The organism is Buttiauxella cochleicola (assembly GCF_021282435.1).
Classification (GTDB): domain Bacteria; phylum Pseudomonadota; class Gammaproteobacteria; order Enterobacterales; family Enterobacteriaceae; genus Buttiauxella; species Buttiauxella massiliensis.
Genome location: NZ_JAJSOT010000002.1, coordinates 66,216 through 83,862 on the forward strand (window position 1 = coordinate 66,216; position 17,647 = coordinate 83,862).

Sequence of the window (17,647 nt, forward strand, 5' to 3'; positions counted from 1 at the left end):
TTGCGCTAAATCAATCTCCTTTTAAGTTGTATCAGAAATACCTTTTCCCTGTGCGGCACTGAGCATAACCTTAAACATGTATATCAAATATAACTTTAAAAGGTACGATCATGTTTTGTGTGCAATGTGAACAAACAATCCGCACCCCTGCGGGCAACGGCTGCTCTTATGCTCAGGGCATGTGCGGGAAAACGGCTGAAACATCAGACCTACAAGATTTGTTGATCGCAACACTGCAGGGTTTATCTGCATGGGCACTGGCCGCACGTGAAGTCGGCATCATCAGTCATGAAGTTGATCACTTTGCACCGCGTGCCTTTTTCTCAACGCTGACCAACGTCAACTTCGATTCCCCACGCATCGTTGGCTACGCCCGCGAAGCCATCATTGCGCGCGAAAGCCTGAAAACTCGCACCCTTGCGATTAACCCAAACATTACCGTCACCAATCCAATGGCTGAACTGCAACTGGTCAGCAACGATTTGGGGGACCTGCAGCGCCAGGCTGCTGAGTTCGCGCCAAACCGCGACAAAGCCGAAATTGGTGACGATATTCTCGGCCTGCGCTTGCTGTGCCTGTACGGCCTGAAAGGTGCTGCGGCCTACATGGAACACGCCCACGTTCTCGGCCAGTACGACAACGACATCTACGCGCAATACCACAAAATTATGGCGTGGCTCGGCACCTGGCCTGCGGATATGGGTGCACTGCTTGAATGCTCCATGGAAATAGGCCAGATGAATTTCAAAGTGATGAGCATTCTGGACCAGGGCGAAACCGAGAAATACGGTCACCCAACACCTACGCAAGTGAATGTGCGCCCGGTCGCTGGCAAATGTGTATTGATTTCCGGCCACGATCTTAAAGATCTCTATAACCTGCTGGAACAAACTGAAGGCACTGGCGTAAACGTCTATACCCATGGCGAAATGCTGCCAGCGCATGGCTACCCGGAACTGCGCAAATTCAAACATTTGGTTGGCAACTACGGCAGCGGCTGGCAGAACCAGCAAAGCGAATTCGCCCGCTTCCCTGGCCCAATCGTGATGACTTCAAACTGCATCATCAACCCGGAAGTCGGCTCCTACACTGACCGCATCTGGACGCGTAGCATTGTTGGCTGGCCGGGCGTTAGCCACCTCGAAGGTGACGATTTCACATCGGTTATTACCCAGGCCACGCAAATGGCGGGCTTCCCATACAGCGAAATCGAGCACCTGATTACTGTCGGCTTTGGCCGTCAGACTCTGCTGGGCGCTGCCGATACCCTTATTGACCTGGTTAGCCGTGAAAAACTGCGCCACATCTTCCTGGTGGGTGGCTGTGACGGTGAACGCGGCGAGCGTAGCTACTTCACCGATTTCGCTACCAGCGTGCCGAAAGACTGCCTGATCCTGACGCTTGCCTGCGGTAAATACCGCTTTAACAAACTGGACTTCGGCGATATCGAAGGGCTGCCACGCCTGATCGATGCCGGCCAGTGTAACGACGCATATTCAGCAATCATTCTTGCGGTAACGCTTGCCGAAAAACTCGGTTGTGGCGTGAACGACCTGCCACTGAGCCTGGTGCTTTCATGGTTTGAGCAAAAAGCGATTGTTATCCTGCTGACGCTGCTGTCGCTGGGCGTGACCAATATTGTCGCAGGTCCTACTACACCGGCCTTCCTGACACCAAACCTGCTGGCTGTGCTCAATGAGAAGTTTGGCCTGCGCGCCATCACGACTGTTGATGAAGATATTAAACAGCTGATGGGCGCATAAGGAGAAGCCATGACTATGCCAACGCCACTGTGCCCGTACCGTATGCAGGTGCATCATATTCATCAGGAAACACCGGATGTATGGACGCTCTCGCTGATTAATCACGATTTTTACCCATACAAAGCCGGGCAGTACGCACTGGTAAGTATTCGTGATAGTGATGAAACACTGCGGGCTTACACCATTTCTTCCACGCCGGGACTCAGCCCGTTCGTCACGCTGACCATCCGCCGTATCGAAAATGGCGTTGGTTCCGCATGGCTAACCCAGGACGTGAAACCCGGTGATTACCTCTGGCTGTCTGAAGGCCAGGGGGAATTTACCTGTGAAAATCTCACCACCGACCGCTATCTGCTGATGGCGGCAGGGTGTGGCGTCACACCGATTATGTCGATGCGACGCTGGCTGGCAAAGCATCGCCCACAGGCGGACGTACAGGTTATTTATAATGTTCGAACGCCCGAAGATGTGATTTTTGCCGACGAATGGCGTCATTATCCGGTGACACTGGTTGCCGAGAATAACGCGACGCACGGTTTTATCGCCGGGCGCTTAACGCGCGAAATTCTGACAACCGTGCCGGATATTGCCTCTCGCACCGTCATGACCTGCGGCCCAGCTCCGTATATGGAGTTGGTGGAGAAAGAAGTCAAAGCATTGGGCGTGAGCGCGTTTTATGCTGAGAAATTCTTTACCCCGGTCGCCGCACCTGTCGAAAGTGGTTTGAAGTTCACCACGTTAAAACCGCTGCGTGAGTTCTATGCGCCGGTGGGTAGCTCGCTGCTGGCGGCCATGGAAAGTAACAGCGTGCCAGTGAATGCGGCTTGTCGTGCTGGTGTGTGCGGCAGCTGTAAAACCAAAGTTGAGTCCGGTGATTACACCGTAAGCAGCACCATGACGTTGACCGATGCAGAAATTGCCAACGGTTACGTACTGGCTTGCTGTTGCCATCCGCAAAGTGATTTAGTTCTCGCCTGATCCCACTCGTGCCACTCAGATTCTGAGTGGCACTTTCTGCCCTGCCTCTTCTGTTTCCTTGACTAAGCTTGTTTACGTTAACTGAATCGTGACAAGGAGAACCAATGAAACAGACCGTAGCAGCTTACCTGGCAAAAACGCTTGAAAGTGCAGGCGTAAAACGAATCTGGGGCGTCACCGGGGATTCCCTCAATGGGCTGAGCGATAGTCTGAATCGCATGGGTACCATTCAATGGATGCCGACCCGTCATGAAGAGGTCGCCGCTTTTGCCGCAGGCGCAGAAGCCCACCTATCAGGTGAACTGGCGGTGTGTGCGGGTTCCTGTGGCCCCGGCAACCTTCATTTAATCAATGGCCTGTTCGACTGCCACCGTAACCGGGTTCCGGTACTGGCCATTGCGGCGCACATTCCATCGAGCGAAATCGGCAGCGGTTATTTCCAGGAAACCCATCCCGAAGAGTTATTCCGCGAATGCAGCCATTATTGCGAGCTGGTGTCATCCCCGGAACAAATTCCGCAGGTACTGGCGATTGCGATGCGCAAAGCGGTATTAAACCGTGGCGTTTCGGTCGTGGTTTTACCCGGCGATGTGGCGCTTAAGCCCGCCCCGGAAACCGCCAGCACGCATTGGTATCCGGCACCACAGCCAATTATTGTGCCGCCGCATGACGAGCTAAAAAAACTGGCGCAATTGCTGCGCTATAACGATAACATCGCGCTGATGTGCGGCAGCGGTTGTGCGGGGGCGCATGAAGAACTGGTGCAGTTTGCGGCCACGCTTAAAGCGCCGATTGTTCACGCGCTGCGTGGCAAAGAACACGTTGAATACGATAACCCTTACGATGTTGGCATGACCGGGCTAATTGGTTTTTCGTCAGGGTTCCATACCATGATGAACGCCGACACGCTGATCCTGCTCGGCACCCAATTCCCCTATCGCGCTTTCTATCCAACTGACGCAAAAATCATTCAAATCGACATCAACCCTGGCAGCATCGGCGCGCACAGTAAAGTGGATATGGCGCTGGTCGGAGATATAAAAGCCACACTTGCGGCATTGATTCCGCTTCTGGAAGAAAAAACCGACCGCAGCTTCCTGGATAAGGCTTTGGATAACTATCGCGAGGCGCGCGAAAGCCTCGATGAACTGGCGCAACCGGGCGATGGCAAAGTGATCCACCCGCAATATGTCGCGCAACAAATCAGCCATTACGCCGACGAAGACGCAATTTTCACCTGCGATGTCGGCACACCAACCGTGTGGGCTGCGCGTTATCTGAAAATGAACGGCAAACGCCGCCTGATAGGTTCATTCACTCACGGCTCGATGGCTAATGCCATGCCACAAGCGCTGGGCGCAAAAGCAACGGCACCCGACCGGCAAGTTATCGCCATGTGCGGCGATGGCGGTTTCAGCATGCTGATGGGGGATTTTCTCTCGGTCGTGCAGATGAAACTGCCGATCAAAATTGTGGTGTTTAACAATAGCGTGCTCGGTTTTGTGGCTATGGAAATGAAAGCAGGCGGCTACCTCACAGACGGCACCGAACTGCACGACACAAACTTTGCCAAAATCGCTGACGCCTGTGGAATCACAGGTATTCGGGTTGAAAAAGCGGCCGACCTGGATAACGCCTTGCAACGTGCCCTAAGTATTGACGGCCCGGTGCTGGTGGATGTGGTGGTTGCCAAAGATGAGCTGGCGATTCCACCACAAATCAAACTTGAACAGGCCAAAGGGTTCAGTCTGTATATGTTACGCGCCATCATCAGCGGACGCGGTGATGAAGTTATCGAACTGGCGAAAACCAACTGGTTCCGGTAAAAAGGAGAGTAATTTTGGAGAATAATAAGGACCCACCGTGATTGACTTGCGCAGCGACACCGTAACCCGCCCGAGCGATGAAATGCTCCAACGTATGATGGCCGCCCCCACTGGCGATGACGTTTACGGTGATGACCCAACGGTCAACGAACTACAAGATTACGCCGCCAAACTCAGCGGTAAAGAAGCAGCGCTGTTTTTGCCAACCGGCACTCAGGCAAACCTGGTAGCGCTGCTGAGCCATTGCGAACGTGGCGAAGAGTATATTGTCGGTCAACTTGCGCACAATTATCTCTACGAAGCCGGTGGTGCTGCGGTTTTAGGCAGTATTCAACCGCAGCCTATTGATGCCAACCCGGACGGTTCGTTGCCGCTTGATAAAGTCGCCGCGAAGATCAAACCCGACGATATCCACTTTGCGCGCACCAAATTGCTTAGCCTCGAAAATACCCATAACGGCAAAGTTTTGCCGCGTGAGTATTTGAAGCAGTCCTGGGAATTTAGCCGCAATCACAACCTGGCTTTGCATGTTGACGGCGCACGTATCTTTAATGCCGTGGTGGAATATGGCTGTACGCTTGAAGAAGTGGTGCGCTACTGCGACACCTTCACAATTTGCCTCTCTAAAGGACTTGGAACGCCGGTCGGTTCGCTGTTAGTCGGCAGCCACGAGTACATCAAACGTGCGACACGCTGGCGTAAAATGGTTGGTGGCGGCATGCGTCAGGCAGGAATTCTGGCGGCGGCGGGTTTATACGCGCTGGAGAATAATGTGCAACGCCTGAAAGAGGATCACGACAACGCTCATTGGCTGGCTGGCGAATTGCGTGAAATCGGTGTTGATGTCTCTCGTCAGGATACCAATATGGTGTTTGTACGCGTGCCGGTTGAACAAGCTGAAAGCCTCGGTAAATTCATGAAAGAACGCGGTGTTTTGATGAGTGCGGGCCCGGTAACTCGCCTGGTGATTCACCTTGATGTGAACCGTGAGCAGTTGGCCGAAGTGGTTTCTCACTGGCAGACTTTTTTACAACGCTAAACAGAGGTCACGGACGATGACACAGCCACAAAACATTCTGGTGCTCGGTGCTAGCGGCTATATAGGCCAGCATCTGGTGCCAAAGCTTGCCGCTGCCGGGCATCATGTTACTGCTGCGGCAAGACGTGTCGAGTGGCTGGAGAAACAACCCTGGCCGGGGGTCGTTTGTCGCCATGTCGATTTACAGTGGCCGGGAACGCTTCCCGCACTGCTGGAAAACATCGATACCCTTTACTACCTGGTACATAGCATGGGCGACGGCGCTGATTTTGTTGCCCATGAACGCCAGACTGCGCTCAATTTGCGTGATGCACTACGAGAACATCCGGTAAAACAGCTTATCTTTCTGAGCTCACTGCAAGCTGCCGAAGGTGACGGTGATTCCGCACACCTGCGCGCTCGCCAGCTCACCGCCGATATCCTGCGTGATGCTGGAGTTCCGGTAACTGAAGTTCGGGCTGGCATTATTGTTGGCGCAGGTTCTGCCGCCTTCGAAGTCATGCGCGACATGGTTTATAACCTGCCCGTGCTCACGCCACCGCGCTGGGTGCGTTCGCGTACTACGCCTATCGCGCTGAAAAATCTGCTGCATTATTTAGTCGAACTGCTTAATCACCCTTCATCAGAAAACCGTGTTTTTGAAGCCGCCGGGCCCGAAGTGCTGAGCTATCAGCAGCAGTTCGAGCGGTTTATGGCGATAAGCGGTAAAAAGCGCCCGCTGATTCCGATTCCGCTGCCGACGAGTTGGATCTCGGTGTGGTTCCTCAACATGATCACCTCTGTGCCGCCGACGATTGCCAAAGCGCTGATCCAGGGCTTGAAGCACGATCTTCTGGCAGACGATCGCGAATTACACGCCCTGATCCCCCAACAGCTGTTAACTTTTGACGACGCCGTTCGCCTAACGCTTGAAGATGAGCACAAACTGGCAAACTCGCAGGACTGGGGTTATGACGCGCAGGCCTATGCACGCTGGCGCCCGGAATATGGTTTCTTCCCCAAACAGGCCGGTTGTACGTTAACGACCTCCGCAGAGTTGGCTGATTTATGGCAAGTGGTGAATCAGATTGGCGGGAAAGAGGGTTATTTCTTCGGCAACATTCTCTGGCAAACGCGCGGATATATGGATTTGCTGGTGGGTCACAGGCTGGCGAAAGGCCGCCCGGCGCGGGAAATGCTGCAGGTTGGCGACCAGGTCGATAGCTGGAAAGTGATTATTGTCGAACCCGAAAAAGAGCTGACACTACTGTTTGGCATGAAAGCGCCTGGGCTTGGACGACTTTCTTTCACTTTGCGCGATCGCGGGCAGCATCGAACGCTTGATGTGCGGGCCTGGTGGCATCCACATGGAACAGCAGGTTTGTTCTATTGGCTGGTGATGATCCCCGCGCATTTGTTTATTTTCCGCGGTATGGCCCGAAGGATTTGCCAGCTTTCCGAACAATCTGCACATAAAGTCCGTTAAGAGTCCTAATCTTTAGCTTTCCCCATTGCAAGCGCTGCCATTTCACGGAAAAATGCGCAGCGTAAATCTCAATTATCATGAGTTGGTCGACATGAAGGTACTGGTAACGGGCGCCACCAGCGGTTTAGGCCGAAACGCGGTCGAATTTCTTCGCGCAAAAGGCATCAGCGTTCGGGCAACTGGTCGTAATGAGGCCATGGGCAAACTGCTGGAAAAAATGGGTGCAGAGTTTGTTCATGCAGACCTGACCGATCTGGTTTCTTCACAGGCCAAATTGATGCTGGCCGATGTCGATACGCTTTGGCATTGCTCAAGCTTTACCTCTCCGTGGGGAACACAGGAAGCATTCGATCTCGCCAACGTCCGCGCCACTCGCCGTTTAGGTGAATGGGCCGTTGCCTGGGGGGTGCGCAACTTCGTGCATATTTCCTCGCCGTCGCTCTATTTTGATTACCATCACCATCGCAATATCAGCGAAGAGTTTCGGCCGGTGCGTTTTGCTAACGAATTTGCTCGCAGCAAAGCCGCTAGCGAAGAAGTGATTCAACTGTTAGCGCAGTCAAATCCACATACACGTTTCACGATTCTGCGCCCGCAAAGCTTATTTGGCCCGCATGATAAAGTCTTTTTCCCACGTCTGGTGCAGATGATGCGCCACTATGGCAGCGTGCTGTTGCCACGCGGAGGTGAGGCGATGGTGGATATGACTTATATCGAAAATGCGGTGCATGCGATGTGGCTTGCCACACAGTGTGAAACGCAGCCGTCAGGCCGGGCGTACAACATCACGAATATGGAAGCTCGCCCGCTACGCGTTATCGTGCAGAAATTGATTGATGAGTTAGAAATTAAATGCCGGATTCGTTCTGTTCCCTACCCTATGCTGGATGTGATTGCCCGCAGCATGGAGCGTCTGGGTAGCAAATCAGCAAAAGAACCGGTGCTGACTCACTATGGTGTGTCGAAGCTGAATTTTGATTTAACGCTGGATACGACTCGAGCTGAGACCGAATTAGGCTATAAACCGATTATCACCCTTGATGAGGGTATTCGTCGTACCGCGCTTTGGCTGCGTGACCACGGTACGCTGCACCGCTAACCCCGTTATCCTTCAAGTCAAAGCCAGGGTCTAACCCTGGCCATATTTCTCGAGCAACGCTTGTGCAATGGATTCAGTTTGCGCATCCGGCAGGCCGGAATATTCTTTTGGCCGGAAGTGCATCTGGAAAGCCTGAATTACTCTTTTTTGCTGTTCCGACGACATTTCAGGCGTCACCTGATAACCATAACGCGATAGCAAATCGAGCAAACCTCGCTTATCCACAGGCTGGTATGGTCCACGGCCATTCAGGTAAAAGGCCACTCTGTTTGCATCCGGCCAGGCACCTACACCCTGCTGTGCCAGTTGCTGCCACGGGAAGAGTGGGCCAGGATCAACTTTACGCTGCGGGGCAATATCCGCATGTGCGACCACGTTTTGCGGTTGGATTTGATAACGAGCGATAATCACTTTCGCCAATCTCTCCAGCGCCGAGATCTGCGCTGGGTTGAACGGATAAAACTGCTTTACACGGCCCTGGCGCGTAAAACCTTTATTCTCCAGCTCAATACCAATCGAAGTGTCATTAATGCGCGTAGCGCCGCGCCAGAAGCTCACACCTGCATGCCACGCTAATTCACTTTCAGGCACTAATTGCCAGATGACCGGTTTGCCGCCAGATGTCGGCGGTGTATCGGGAATCAAATAGTGAGAACTAACATTTTGTTCAGTTAAAGTGGTTAGCGAACCGGCAAAATCATCGGCGGTGTAGTGAATAACCAACACTTTTACACGTGGATAGGCATTCCTCGCGGTGTGGCTGGTGTCGACTATATAATCGCCTTTATCGACAACGGTTTTTTCAGCAACTTCAGGCTTGCTGGAACACCCCGCGAGCAAAATCGCGATTAAAAATGCGGCTAAGCAACCTTTCATCGACGCGTTTTCACCGCGGTGCCAGTGACACTCACCATCAACATGCTGCCATCTTTGCCCACCGTTTCGTAGTCGATATCAATACCCACCACGGCGTTAGCTCCCAGGCTTTCTGCCTGCTCCTGCAATTCTCTAAACGCTATCTCACGCGCTTTGCGTAGCTCTTTTTCGTAAGCACCGGAACGGCCACCGACGATATCGCGCACGCCAGCAAAAAAATCACGGAAAATATTGGCACCCAGAATCGCTTCCCCAGTCACCACGCCACAATATTCCGTGATGCTCTGCCCTTCAAGCGTAGGGGTTGTTGTAAATTGCATAAGCTTCTCCTCTCTTTGTATCAACATCTTAGCGCATAAAGCCGCCACGCATTTTGACAGCGATACGCTATGCTAAGTTAGTCCTCCTGAGAAGATAAGGAAATAAAAATGCGCAGCTCAGTTTTGGTTCTTCTTCCGTGCGCGATGTTACTCACGGCCTGTACCACCAGCGTCACTCCCGCTTTTAAAGACATTGGCACCCGCAGCGGCCCTTGTATTGATGGTGGCCCGGATAGCGTGGCGCAACAGTTTTACGATTACCAAATTAACCATAAAACGCAGGGCAGCAGCGCGATTACCGGCTTACGTCCTTATATGAGTGACGCGTTGGCACAACAAATGCAAAAAGCCAGCACTTCACCGAACGCGCAGAACGAGTTTATGCGAAGCAATATGTTCACCAGCAATGCCGACGGCGCAGACAGTGCCGAAGTTGCCTCCGCATCAACCATTCTTAATACCGATGCACGCAATATTCCGCTGCGTGTAAAACTCACGAAAGGCAGTCAAAGCTGGCAAGACGAAGTGCTGATGATTCGTGAGGGCCAATGTTGGGCAGTGGATGACGTGCGTTACTTAGGCGAGAACAGCCATGCGCCTTCAGGTAGCCTGCGTCAGGCGATAGAAACAAACTAATATTTACATTCACCATCAGGCGGGAAAGGTAACCCTTGTAAATAGTCTGGAATTTTTGCATAACTCCGACATTTATTCTTGCCTCCCTCCCGCCTCGCTATATTGTGCTACCTTTAATGCATGGCAGTAGTTATTTTTAGGTTTTAACGCACAAAGATTGCATAACTATTCTGTTAAAGGTACCCTTTGCGGCTTCAATTGCTATTCAACTTATGCGCATGAGTATTCAACTAAACGGCATTAATTGTTTTTATGGCGCTCATCAGGCGCTGTTCGATATCACCCTTAGTTGCCCACAGGGCGAAACGCTGGTGCTGCTTGGTCCAAGTGGCGCAGGTAAAAGCTCGCTTCTGCGCGTACTCAATTTGCTTGAGATGCCGCGATCTGGGCAACTCACCATTGCAGACAACCATTTTGACTTTGCAAAAGCGCCTGGCGATAAAGCCATTCGTGAATTACGTCGCAACGTTGGCATGGTGTTCCAGCAATATAATCTTTGGCCTCATCTCACTGTGCTGCAAAACCTGATGGAAGCGCCTTGTCGTGTCCTGGGTATCAGCAAAGATGAAGCACGCCTTCGTGCCGACAAACTGCTTGAGCGTTTACGCCTGAAACCTTATCAGGACCGTTTCCCGCTCCACCTTTCTGGTGGTCAGCAGCAGCGTGTCGCGATTGCACGAGCATTGATGATGGAACCACAGATTCTGCTGTTTGATGAACCGACCGCAGCACTGGACCCGGAAATCACCGCACAAATCGTCAGCATTATTCGTGAGTTGGCTGAAACCAACATCACTCAGGTCATTGTTACCCACGAAGTGGAAGTTGCGCGTAAAACCGCAAGTCGCGTGGTGTATATGGAAAATGGCCACATCGTCGAACAAGGTGATGCGAGTTGCTTCGCAAAACCACAGACCGAAGCGTTTAAATTCTATCTGTCACACTGATGTATCCGGGAAAATAACCATGAAAAAAGTTCTGCTTGCCACATTATTAGCCAGCCTGAGCCTTTCCGCGACGGCTGCACAAACTATTCGTTTCGCAACGGAAGCTTCTTACCCTCCGTTTGAATCTATGGATGCCAGCAACAAGATCGTTGGTTTTGATGTCGATTTGGCTAATGCGCTGTGTAAAGAGATTGATGCAACTTGCACATTCTCCAACCAGTCTTTTGATAGCCTGATCCCAAGCCTGAAATTCCGTCGTATCGACGCAATTATGGCGGGTATGGACATCACGCCTGAGCGTGAAAAACAAGTTCTGTTCAGCAACCCTTACTACGACAACTCAGCTCTGTTTGTCGGTCAGAAAGGCAAAGTTGCTGATATCGCTGCCCTTAAAGGTAAGAAAGTTGGCGTGCAGAACGGTACTACGCACCAGAAATTTATCATGGATAAACATCCAGAAATCACAGTGGTTCCTTACGATAGCTACCAGAACGCTAAGCTGGACCTACAGAATGGTCGTATCGATGCGGTATTTGGTGATACAGCTGTGGTGACTGAGTGGCTGAAAGCAGAACCTAAACTGGCCGCTATTGGCGACAAAGTGACAGACAAAGGTTACTTCGGTACCGGTCTGGGCATCGCTGTTCGTCAGGGCAACACTGATTTGCAGGCGAAGTTCAACACCGCGCTGGAAAAAGTGAAGAAAGATGGTACATACCAGACCATCTACGAAAAATGGTTCCAGAAGTAATCTGAATGAACGAAATGTTTCCTTTAGCGAGCGCCGCCGGGATGACCGTCGGCCTTGCCGTTTGTGCGCTAATCATCGGCCTGGCTCTGGCGATGATTTTTGCCGTATGGGAGTCTGCGAAATGGCGTCCGATAGCCTGGCTGGGTTCAGCTTTGGTTACAGTGCTGCGCGGTCTGCCTGAAATCCTGGTGGTGCTGTTTATTTATTTCGGCTCCTCCCAGTTATTGCTGATTCTCTCAGATGGTTTTGTCCTCAACCTCGGTTTTGCGCAAATTCCTATCCAATTGCAGATTGAGAATTTCGATGTCAGCCCGTTCCTGTGCGGCGTCATTGCCCTTTCCCTGCTCTACTCGGCTTACGCCTCACAAACTTTGCGTGGCGCACTTAAAGCCGTGCCAGTTGGGCAATGGGAATCTGGCCAGGCATTAGGCATGTCGAAGGCGGCCATTTTCTTCCGCCTGGTGATGCCGCAAATGTGGCGCCATGCGCTGCCGGGTTTAGGTAATCAGTGGTTGGTATTGCTCAAAGATACCGCGTTGGTATCGCTGATTAGCGTTAACGATTTGATGCTACAGACCAAGAGTATCGCCACTCGTACTCAGGAGCCGTTTACCTGGTATGTGGTTGCCGCCGCGATCTACCTCGTGATCACCCTCATCAGCCAGTATGTACTCAAACGTATTGACCTGAGAGCGACGCGTTTTGAACGGAGACCCGGCTGATGCTTGAGTATTTACCGGAGCTGTTTAAAGGCCTGCATACCAGCCTGACACTCACCGCGGCATCCATTGTGGTCGCGCTGATTTTATCGCTGCTTTTCACCATCGTTCTGACGCTGAAAACACCGGTACTGGTTTACGTTGTGCGTGCCTATATCACTCTCTTTACCGGCACGCCTTTGCTGGTGCAAATCTTCCTGATTTACTACGGCCCGGGTCAGTTCCCGTCAATTCAAAACTACCCGGTTTTGTGGCACCTGCTTTCTGAGCCATGGCTGTGTGCGTTGATTGCGCTGTCGTTAAACAGTGCGGCATACACTACTCAGCTATTTTACGGAGCAATCCGTGCCATTCCTGAAGGCCAGTGGCAGTCATGCGGTGCATTAGGGATGAGTAAGAAAGATACGCTCGCCATTTTGCTTCCTTATGCATTTAAACGCGCACTTTCTTCTTATTCGAATGAAGTGGTTCTGGTGTTTAAAAGTACCTCACTGGCGTACACCATTACGCTGATGGAAGTGATGGGCCACGGGCAACTGCTATATGGTCGCACTTACGATGTGATGGTGTTCGGGGCTGCGGGCCTGGTTTATCTGGTGGTGAACGGGCTATTAACGTTGTTGATGCGTGTGATAGAACGCCGTGCACTGGCATTTGAACGACGTAACTAAACGTCCATTCATCATCTTAAAACGGCGGGAACTTTCCCGCCTTTTTTACGCCTGTAGAAATATAATTATACATTTTATTTGCATATAAATTCATATGCTGGCATGATTTTTTGACGCCGGGAAACGGTGAATACAACAAAACATGACAGACAGGAGCAACACACATGAAGAAGTTTATTTTGGCCGCAATGTTCGCTACAGCCGCATTCAACGTGGCTGCAGCAGACAAAATCAACTTTGGTTCTTCGGCCACTTATCCGCCATTTGAATCACTTGATGCCAACAATCAGATTGTCGGTTTCGATATCGATTTGGCTAAAGCTTTATGCAAACAAATGCAGGCAGAATGCACCTTCACTAACCATGCATTTGACAGCTTGATTCCGTCGCTAAAATTCCGTAAATACGATGCTGTGATCTCCGGCATGGATATTACGCCTGAGCGTAGCAAACAAGTTTCTTTCACCACGCCGTATTATGCTAACTCAGCCGTCGTCATTGCCAAAAAAGGTGCATTCAAATCCTTTGAAGAGCTGAAAGGCAAACGTATTGGTATGGAAAATGGGACCACGCACCAAAAATATCTCCAGGACAAACATCCGGAAATTAAAACCGTCTCTTACGATAGCTACCAGAATGCGATTATTGACCTGAAAAATGGCCGTATTGATGGGGTATTTGGTGACACGGCAGTGGTAAACGAATGGCTGAAAACAAACCCGCAATTAGGCACAGTTGGCGAGCATGTTACTGATGCAGAATACTTTGGCACAGGTTTGGGTATTGCAGTGCGTCCTGACAACCAGGTTCTGTTGACCAAACTGAATACCGCGCTGGCGGCGATTAAAGCTGACGGGACTTACAAAAAGATTAGCGATCAGTGGTTCCCGCAGTAAAGAGCAATGACTTACATCGGATGTCGCTTAGGCTAATCCGAACGACTCAAAGCCAGGTGCTTTAAAGGGTGGATTAGCTAACAGCGACATCCACCACGTTAATTTGCCACTCTCACCAGCAGCACCAATACTTCGTAATGTGCCGTATGCGGGAACATATCGAATAACTGCACGCGCTCGACCCGATATTCCGCCAATGAAGAAATATCTCGCGCCATGGTCTGCGCATTACAACTTGAATAGATAATGTATTTCGGGGCCATGTTATTAAGGAAGTAGCACAACGCCTGTCCAATACCACGTCTTGGCGGATTCACTAATACCAGGTCAGGCACATCCTGTTGCTCAGTCGCAAATTTCGTGGAGTCCAGCGCCTGAAAATGAATATCGGTTAAACCGAGTTTTTCAGCCGACTGACGTGCACAGGCAATGGCTTCTGGGGCAATCTCAATCCCGGTCAATTTCATATTGGGTGTCGCGCAATGCAGGCCAAACCCGCCTACTCCACAGAACAAATCCCACATGTGTTTGACTGGCAATTCGCGAACCCATCCACGCGCAGTCGCATACAGCGATGTGGCAACCGTTGGGTTAGTCTGGAAGAAACTTTGCGGGCGGATATACAACGGCACACCATTAAACTGTTCTTCCAGCGCCTGTTGTTCGGTCAATGGAATTTCCAGTTCGCCTTCCATAATCGCCATATGTACCGGCTGAATATTGGCAGAAATTACTCTTAACTGTGGCAACTGTTGTTGTAACCACGGCAATGCCGCTCGCAGCTGTTCCAGTTTGGCTTCAGAGCGCAGAACAAAGCGCAGCATCATGCCACCATCTTTCTGGCTTTCAGTCAGCAACAGGTATTTCAACTCACCACGTTTGCGCGACACGTTATAAGGCGTCAAGCCAGCACGGGCGATAAAAGGCTTCAGTACGGCAAATACAGTCTGGAATGAGGCAGGATAAAGCGGGCACTCGGTTAAATCTTCCGGTGTTCCATCGCGATGCAACATTCCCAATAATGGTTTTTCTACGCTGCCGCTGACCACCATTTTGGCTTTATTGCGAAATGCCTGTTCAGGGCCACTCATCGGCTCACGCCAGTCATGCACCGCAATACCCTCCAGCAGGTGCTGAAGTTCGTTCATTTTGGCGGTGAGCTGTTCGGAAATCGGCTGTTCAATCCACTGACAAGAGCGGCAGCGATTTGCCTGATAGAGCGCGCAATGCATAATTAAATCCTGAAAACCGGGGGCACAGATTGTAGCACTACGCGGTTATTGAAGTTTAAAAAAAAGCCGGCTCCGCGTGGGGATAAACAGCAGAAATAGCACTAACAGGTCGGGAAGTTTTTGCGTCATCAACGACCGGAATATTTCACGCTTTGATTCACCAGGGATACTGAATAGCTCAGGGTAACCCCAACCAAGCGACGCCGACCACAGATATGCAACTGCAATGACCTGCGTGGCAAGAAATACCCAGCGTCCCCAATTACGCCCTTTCATAATGACAAAGGCACAACGTAATTCGATACACAGCATCACCAGGCTGCCGAGAAAAATCAGCGTCAAGTTCCACGTTTGCACACTGCGGTGAACAAAATCAATAACGCCACGAACCCCGAGCATGTTGAAAAGCAACATAAGATCGAGGACTCGCGTTGAAAGAATAGCAATTGCCGCCACCAGCACTAAAGTGGGAGCGTTCAATTTGGCTTGTGTTTGACTTCGTTTCCTGAAAATTTCCGCAAACCTCGTGTTCCATACGACATAGTGCCGCGTCTTGCGCGGCACTATGGGAATTATCGCTGCAGATTTTAAGTTGCAAGGGTGCTGCCTGCAACCCGAATTATTTAAGCTGTACGCCTTGCACGCTGGATATCGCGCAGACGTTGCTTTTCTGCTCGAGCCATAAACCACCAGGCTATTAAACCGATAACCCCGACGACTCCCAAAATTATAGACGCCAATGCGTTAATTTCAGGATTCACCCCCATTCTTACGCTTGAGAATACCAGCATCGGCAACGTTGTTGCCCCCGGCCCAGAAACAAAACTGGCAATAACCAGGTCATCTAGGGATAGAGTGAACGCCAACAACCAACCAGAGATAATCGCTGGAGCGATCATCGGAACGGTTATCACAAAGAAAACCTTCAGCGGTGTCGCCCCTAAATCCATCGCAGCTTCTTCGATAGAGTGGTCCAGCTCCCTTAAACGTGAGCTTATCACCACCGAAACATACGCCGTACAGAAGGTCACATGTGCAAGCCAGATGGTTAGCATGCCACGATCGCTTGGCCAACCAATCGCGTGTCCCAATGCCACAAACAAAAGTAGCAATGAAAGACCGGTGATGACGTCAGGCATTACCAACGGTGCCGTGAGCATGAAAGCGAACCCCGTCGAGCCACGGAATTTACCAAAACGTACCATTACCACTGCCGCAATTGTTCCGAGAATCACCGCCGCCGTGGCCGCAGCCGCCGCTATGGTCAAACTAAGCCCAACGGCGCTCATCATTGCTGAGTCCTGGAACAACTCAACATACCAGCGCGTTGACCATCCTGCCCATACCGTCACCAGTTTCGAGCTGTTAAACGAGTAGATCACCAGCATTAACATAGGTGCATAGAGGAAAGTGAAGCCAATCACCAAAATCAAAATGCGCCACGGTGAACGCACTACCGGTAAATTATTCATGCATGGTCCCCCGCCGTTCTATTCTGGTATTTGTGGAACCACATAATCGGCACAATCAGTAAGATAAGCATTGTTATTGCCACCGCTGACGCCACCGGCCAGTCGCGGTTATTAAAGAACTCCTGCCACAATACGCGACCAATCATGATGCTATCTGGCCCTCCGAGCAGTTCCGGGATAACAAACTCACCTACCGCCGGGATAAAGACCAACATAGAACCGGCAATAATGCCGCCTTTAGTCAGTGGCACGATGACGCTGAAGAACGTTTTCAAAGGACGTGCGCCCAGATCCAAGGAGGCTTCAACTAACGAATAATCGAGTCGTGTCAGCGCGGTATAAATCGGCAACACCATAAATGGTAAGTAGGCATAAACGATACCGATATAGACCGCCAGATTGGTATGCAGAATCACTAACGGTTGATCGATAACGCCCAACCACATCAGCACATTGTTCAGTACACCGTTATTTTTCAGAATCCCCATCCACGCGTAAACGCGGATCAAGAACGACGTCCATGAAGGTAAAATAACCAGCAGCAACAGGATATTGCGGGTTGATGGCTTACTGTGGGCCACCGCCCATGCCAATGGATAACCCATTAACAAACAGCAAATAGTGGAAATCCCCGCCACTTGCAGCGATTGCAAATAGGCTTCGGCATAAAGCGGATCGTCGGTTAACTGGAGATAGTTGGCCAGGTTTAACGCCAGTGAAATCTGATCGTCAGCCCAGGTCACCAGATCGGTATAAGGTGGAATGGATCGCGCAATTTCTGCAAAACTGATCTTGAAGACAATCAAGAACGGCAGCATAAACAGCAAAATCAGCCACAAATAAGGCAATGCAATCACCAGCTTGCGGCCATGACGCATTTGCATTTTCCCAAGCCACAATTTGAAACCGCTTGCCGGTGGCTCGGCCGGGCGTTCAGTCATCGTGCTCATTTCGCCC

General features: G+C 51.1%; 18 protein-coding genes. 12 read left to right on the top strand and 6 right to left on the bottom strand.

The genetic code is table 11. The features are described 5' to 3' along the window. Window positions 1–110: 110 nt before the first annotated feature. From hcp to LVQ77_RS06095, 6 genes are all read left to right on the top strand, one after another. Window positions 111–1,763 (top strand): hydroxylamine reductase, encoded by a 1,653-nt coding sequence (hcp, locus tag LVQ77_RS06070; protein WP_232903966.1) that lies wholly within the window; start codon window positions 111–113, stop codon window positions 1,761–1,763. Between the two features lie 9 nt (window positions 1,764–1,772). Further along, window positions 1,773–2,741, top strand: coding sequence for an NADH oxidoreductase (gene hcr / locus LVQ77_RS06075; protein WP_232903967.1), 969 nt, complete (start codon window positions 1,773–1,775; stop codon window positions 2,739–2,741). 104 nt (window positions 2,742–2,845) lie between these two features. Continuing rightward, window positions 2,846–4,567, top strand: coding sequence for a ubiquinone-dependent pyruvate dehydrogenase (poxB, locus tag LVQ77_RS06080; protein ID WP_232903968.1), 1,722 nt, complete (start codon window positions 2,846–2,848; stop codon window positions 4,565–4,567). Between the two features lie 37 nt (window positions 4,568–4,604). After that, window positions 4,605–5,606: a low-specificity L-threonine aldolase gene (gene ltaE, locus LVQ77_RS06085; protein WP_232903969.1), complete on the top strand. Its 1,002-nt coding sequence runs from the start codon at window positions 4,605–4,607 to the stop codon at window positions 5,604–5,606. A 16-nt stretch (window positions 5,607–5,622) separates the two neighbouring features. Beyond that, a complete protein-coding gene (locus tag LVQ77_RS06090; RefSeq protein ID WP_232903970.1) occupies window positions 5,623–7,071 on the top strand; it encodes an SDR family oxidoreductase in 1,449 nt (482 codons plus the stop codon). Window positions 7,072–7,162: 91 nt separating this feature from the next. Beyond that, the gene (locus tag LVQ77_RS06095; RefSeq protein WP_232865147.1) at window positions 7,163–8,170 is read left to right on the top strand and encodes a 3-beta-hydroxysteroid dehydrogenase; all 1,008 of its coding nucleotides are present in this window, start codon (window positions 7,163–7,165) and stop codon (window positions 8,168–8,170) included. A 30-nt stretch (window positions 8,171–8,200) separates the two neighbouring features. Here LVQ77_RS06095 and LVQ77_RS06100 read toward each other — a convergent pair whose 3' ends face one another. Both LVQ77_RS06100 and LVQ77_RS06105 read right to left on the bottom strand, forming a co-directional pair. Next, the gene (locus LVQ77_RS06100) at window positions 8,201–9,046 is read right to left on the bottom strand and encodes an N-acetylmuramoyl-L-alanine amidase (protein WP_232903971.1); all 846 of its coding nucleotides are present in this window, start codon (window positions 9,044–9,046) and stop codon (window positions 8,201–8,203) included. Next, complete coding sequence (locus LVQ77_RS06105) at window positions 9,043–9,366, bottom strand: heavy metal-binding domain-containing protein (RefSeq protein WP_034456425.1); 324 nt, start codon at window positions 9,364–9,366, stop codon at window positions 9,043–9,045. The genes LVQ77_RS06100 and LVQ77_RS06105 overlap by 4 nt, the downstream gene beginning before the upstream one ends. A gap of 108 nt (window positions 9,367–9,474) precedes the next feature. Between LVQ77_RS06105 and LVQ77_RS06110 the strand changes: the two genes are divergently transcribed. From LVQ77_RS06110 to artJ, 6 genes are all read left to right on the top strand, one after another. Beyond that, window positions 9,475–10,002, top strand: a complete 528-nt coding sequence (locus LVQ77_RS06110) for a lipoprotein (protein ID WP_151992742.1) — start codon at window positions 9,475–9,477, stop codon at window positions 10,000–10,002. Window positions 10,003–10,220: 218 nt separating this feature from the next. Beyond that, a complete protein-coding gene (gene artP, locus LVQ77_RS06115) occupies window positions 10,221–10,949 on the top strand; it encodes an arginine ABC transporter ATP-binding protein ArtP (RefSeq protein WP_064517680.1) in 729 nt (242 codons plus the stop codon). Between the two features lie 19 nt (window positions 10,950–10,968). Beyond that, window positions 10,969–11,700, top strand: a complete 732-nt coding sequence (gene artI, locus LVQ77_RS06120) for an arginine ABC transporter substrate-binding protein ArtI (protein WP_064517421.1) — start codon at window positions 10,969–10,971, stop codon at window positions 11,698–11,700. 5 nt (window positions 11,701–11,705) lie between these two features. Then, window positions 11,706–12,422 carry an arginine ABC transporter permease ArtQ gene (gene artQ / locus LVQ77_RS06125; RefSeq protein ID WP_064517418.1) on the top strand — a complete coding sequence of 239 codons (717 nt, stop codon included), beginning with the start codon at window positions 11,706–11,708 and terminating at the stop codon, window positions 12,420–12,422. Further along, window positions 12,422–13,090 (top strand): arginine ABC transporter permease ArtM, encoded by a 669-nt coding sequence (gene artM, locus LVQ77_RS06130; protein ID WP_232903972.1) that lies wholly within the window; start codon window positions 12,422–12,424, stop codon window positions 13,088–13,090. The genes artQ and artM overlap by 1 nt, the downstream gene beginning before the upstream one ends. Window positions 13,091–13,254: 164 nt before the next feature. Continuing rightward, window positions 13,255–13,986: an arginine ABC transporter substrate-binding protein ArtJ gene (gene artJ / locus LVQ77_RS06135; RefSeq protein WP_154149610.1), complete on the top strand. Its 732-nt coding sequence runs from the start codon at window positions 13,255–13,257 to the stop codon at window positions 13,984–13,986. Between the two features lie 98 nt (window positions 13,987–14,084). On the opposite strand, the gene rlmC is transcribed toward artJ, so the two are convergent. Genes rlmC through potH form a run of 4 tightly spaced genes read right to left on the bottom strand, consistent with a single transcriptional unit; the run spans window position 14,085 to window position 17,640 of the window. Beyond that, window positions 14,085–15,218, bottom strand: a complete 1,134-nt coding sequence (gene rlmC, locus LVQ77_RS06140) for a 23S rRNA (uracil(747)-C(5))-methyltransferase RlmC (RefSeq protein ID WP_232865036.1) — start codon at window positions 15,216–15,218, stop codon at window positions 14,085–14,087. Between the two features lie 45 nt (window positions 15,219–15,263). After that, window positions 15,264–15,782, bottom strand: coding sequence for a YbjO family protein (locus tag LVQ77_RS06145; protein WP_370639846.1), 519 nt, complete (start codon window positions 15,780–15,782; stop codon window positions 15,264–15,266). A gap of 59 nt (window positions 15,783–15,841) precedes the next feature. Then, window positions 15,842–16,690 (bottom strand): putrescine ABC transporter permease PotI, encoded by an 849-nt coding sequence (gene potI, locus LVQ77_RS06150; RefSeq protein WP_151992749.1) that lies wholly within the window; start codon window positions 16,688–16,690, stop codon window positions 15,842–15,844. Continuing rightward, window positions 16,687–17,640, bottom strand: coding sequence for a putrescine ABC transporter permease PotH (gene potH, locus LVQ77_RS06155; protein WP_232865037.1), 954 nt, complete (start codon window positions 17,638–17,640; stop codon window positions 16,687–16,689). The genes potI and potH overlap by 4 nt, the downstream gene beginning before the upstream one ends. Window positions 17,641–17,647: the final 7 nt, after the last annotated feature.